The organism is Moorena sp. SIO3I6 (assembly GCF_010672095.1).
Genome location: NZ_JAAHHU010000375.1, coordinates 1 through 4,130 on the forward strand (window position 1 = coordinate 1; position 4,130 = coordinate 4,130).

Annotated in this window: 1 protein-coding gene; it reads left to right on the plus strand. The window is 42.7% G+C overall.

Translation table 11 applies throughout. The annotated features are described in order from the left end of the window. The first annotated feature begins 80 nt into the window (after window positions 1-80). On the plus strand, window positions 81-4,130 hold the full coding sequence (locus tag F6K49_RS36340) for a condensation domain-containing protein (RefSeq protein ID WP_293104631.1): 4,050 nt from the start codon (window positions 81-83) through the stop codon (window positions 4,128-4,130).

The following is a 4,130-nucleotide window of genomic DNA, read 5'->3' on the forward strand; positions in this document are numbered from 1 at the left end:
TGTCAAAAAGTTGAGTCGAAAAATCACCAACAACGTTACACAGAAGAAGCAGACCAGATAGAACGAGTAAGGGGTGAATTATGAATTTAGTTGAGTTTTTACAAGAGCTTTCAATTAAAGGTTGGCAGATCTGGAGTGAAGGTTCGCAGCTACGCTACGATGCTCCCAAAGAAGAATCAACTACATCAGTATTGGCTCTGCTGAAGCAACATAAGGGAGAGATTTTACAGTTACTGCATGACAAACCAGATATTCTCAATGTTTATCCCCTTTCCTACGGACAACAGGCAATGTGGTTTCTCTGGAAACTAGCACCTGGTAGTTGTGTTTATAACGTGTCCGTACCTGTTCGTATTTGCTCTCAGGTGGATGTGACAGCTTGGAAGCAAGCTTTTCAAGCCATATGCCAACGTCACCTCATACTATCAAGCACATTTCCTAAGCTAGGTCAAGTACCTATTCAACAAGTGGATCGCCATCAAGAAGTGGACTTTTTGCAGGTTGATGCCTCCACTTGGAGTAAAGAGGAATTAAATCAGAGAGTGATTGAAGCTCACAAGCATCCTTTTAACCTGGAAAAGGAATCGGGGATGCGCGTCAGGTGGTTTGTGCGGTCATTTCAAGAGCATATTCTACTGCTGACAATACACCACATTGCCTGTGATGGCTGGTCTATAGACATCATCTTTCAAGAATTAGCCAAATTGTATCAAGCTCAACAGACCAATGTACCAGCATCTCTTCCCCCTCTGAACTATTCATATCAAGATTATGTTCGCGCTCAAAGGAAAATTTTAGATAGCCCCAGAGGAGAAATCCTTTGGCAATACTGGAAACAAAAACTAGCGGGCGAATTACCAAGCTTAAATCTACCCACAGACAAACCACGCCCGCCCATACAAACCTACGAGGGAGCAGCCTATCATTTTAGCTTATCTGAAAAACTCAGTCAGCAGCTTATAGAATTAGCTCAAAAAGAAAATGTCACGCTCTACACGCTATTGTTGGCAGTCTTTGGTGTCTTTCTTTATCGTTACACAGGTCAAGAAGATATTTTAGTTGGTTCTCCCACATCAGGTAGAAATAGAGCTGAAGAGGCTCCAATTGTGGGCTTCTTTGCTAACTCGGTTGTTATGAGGATGTCGGCGTCGGAAAATATAAGTTTTAAGGAGTTTATCACTAAAGTTCAGCATACGGTATTAGAAGCAGTAAACTATCAAGATTACCCTTTCCCATTGTTAGTAGAGCGATTGCTGCCAAAGCGCGACCCTAGCCGCTCTCCAATTTTTCAAGTTTTTTTCCTGCTACAGCAAATGTCTGAATGGCGAAAGCTGCTCTCTGGCGAAATGAAGACATCTTCGGATTGGCAAGGACTTAAGTTAGAAGCCTTTGACAGACCAACGAAGGAGTGTCAATTTGATTTCATACTAGAAATGATACAGGTTGGCTCGTCCCTTGGTGGACTTATTAAGTACAGTACCGATCTATTTGAGGAAGAGACTATTGCCAGAATGGTGGAGCATTTCCAGACATTATTACAAGCAATAGTAACAAAGCCGACTGCTAACATAGATCGATTACCATTACTAACAGCAACTGAGCGGCAGCAGTGCCTAACACTCGGAAATAACTTGGGGAGAAAACAGGGGCAGGATAAATTTATCTATCAATTGTTTGAGGATTTATTTGGCTCTCCAGGAGAGGTTAGTGGCAAGCAAACTCAGTTGGGACAGTATACAGAAGTAGTGCCTGTGGGTTGGCCAACTGATTTTTCAGTTTATGTTTTAGATCCCTATGGAGAACCAGTACCTCCAGGAGTAACAGGAGAGGTTTATGTTGGAGGTGGCAATTTAACTGAGAGTGACATAAATCGGACCCAACAAGCCCCAGTTAGTTTTGTAGAGCATCCCGAACTTGGTAGTTTATTGAAAACTGGGGAACGGGGTTGTCTTCGTGCCAATGGTGGTCTGGAATTGCAAGGATTTGGGCAACGTTGGGCTTGGATTAAAGGGCATCGGGTGGAGTTGCAGGCTATAGAAAAAGCCTTACTGGCAATTACTGGGGTGGAAGACTGCTATGTGATCATGCGACAACGACAACTAGTTGCTTATGTAGTGACCTCAAAATCTTTCTTGTCAGAGTCTCTCCACAACCAGTTAAAGACCGAATTACCCAGCTATATGCTGCCAAGTGCCTATGTAACAGTATCTAACCTGCCCTTAACAGGCAAAGGACTAATAGATGAATCAGCGTTAGCACAATTGGAGGTGATTGACTCCGAGTTAGTGTCACGTTGGGAAGAACAGTTGCGATCGCTGCCAGAAATAGAGCAAGTAGCAGTGGTAGTTCAGCCACAAGTAAAAACCCTTCCCAGATTACATATTTCTGATTTAGTACCGTCGCCTCCAAGAGGAAAGGTTACAGATTCTCCTCAAGTTGAAACTGACAACTTGATAGAGAAAGATAAAAAGAACTTGCCACAGGAAGTAAACCAGCTAGCTATCAGCGAAGGAGAGTCTCTAATAGACCTAAAGGCACAAACTTTAGGGGAGATACTGCAACGAGCAGCTCTAGAGAATTCAACTAAAGGTGTAGTATATATCCAACCCGATGGAACTGAGTTTGTACAGTCCTATAAAAATTTATTAGAGGATGCCCAAAGATTATTGGGAGGATTGAGAAAACTTGGTCTCAAGCCCCAAGACAAGGTAATCTTTCAACTAGCAGACAATCACAACTTTATTAGTGCATTTTGGGGATGTATCCTTGGAGGATTCATCCCCGTACCAATTTCCGCAACGGGCAACCTGAACAAGCTGCAAAATAGCTGGCAGATGCTAGGAAAGCCATTGGTACTATCAGAGCAAAAGTTAGCTCCAAAACTTCATCAGTGGGCAGAAGAATTAAAGTTAGAAAACTTTCAGATAGAACCCATAGAACCCTTAAAAGATTCAGAGGCAGATCGTAATTGGCATAAATCCAACTCAGAGGACTTGGTGCTATTGCTGCTAACTTCCGGCAGTACAGGTATGCCCAAAGCGGTCATGCACAACCACCGTAGTTTGTTAAGCCGTAGTGCATCAACGGTTCAATTCAACGGGTTTAGCAAAGAAGACATTTCCTTAAATTGGTTTAGCCTCGACCATGTTGGGGGAATAGTGATGTTCCATCTGAGGGACGTTTATTTGGGATGTCAGCAAATCCACGCTCCAACAGAACTGGTGTTGCAAGAACCGACACGATGGTTAGATTGGATTTCCCACTATCGAGCCACAATTACTTGGGCTCCAAACTTTGCTTATGGGCTAATTGTGCAAGAACTAGAAAATCGACAAAAGACGGGCAGTCAACAAGAAAATCACCGAGGATGGGATTTGTCCTCTATGCACTTTATTCTCAATGCTGGAGAGGCAATTGTTGCAAAAACCGTCAGGCGATTTTTAGAAGTATTAGGTCAATATCAGCTCCAAGACCGCGCTATGCATCCAGCATGGGGCATGTCAGAAACCTCAAGTGCGGTAACGTTTTCATCTAAATTTCTACTATCTTCAACCACAAACGAGCAAAAATTTGTCGAAGTTGGTTCCCCAGTGCCAGGGTTCGCCATCAGAATAGTAGATAATCAAAACCAGATAGTGAAAGAGACAATGGCGGGTCGAGTACAAGTAAAAGGACCGTCTGTCACATCTGGTTACTATCAAAATACAGAAGCAAACCAAGACGCTTTTACAGAAGATGGTTGGTTTAATACTGGAGACATAGGCTTCCTGCGACAGGGGTGTTTAACAATAACGGGACGGCAAAAAGATATTATCATCATCAACGGTTTAAATTACTACAGCCATGAAATTGAAGCAGCAATAGAAGAAATAGAGGGCATAGAAGTTTCTTATACTGCTGCTTGTGCTGTCAGAGATGCCGAAAGCGATACAGACAAACTAGCCATATTTTTCAATCCAGCACAAACCGCAAGCGATCGAGAAGCAGATTTGTTAAAGGAAATTCGCTTACGAGTAGTGGATCATTTTGGGATTAATCCTGATTATTTGATTCCTGTGGAACGAGACGTTATTCCCAAAACAGCGATCGGTAAAATTCAACGTTCTCAACTAAAACGCTGTTTTAGTTGA

Excerpts from the sequence above, each read along its gene's own strand:
- F6K49_RS36340 (WP_293104631.1), top strand. The coding sequence starts at position 81 with ATGAATTTAGTTGAGTTTTTACAAGAGCTTTCAATTAAAGGTTGGCAG.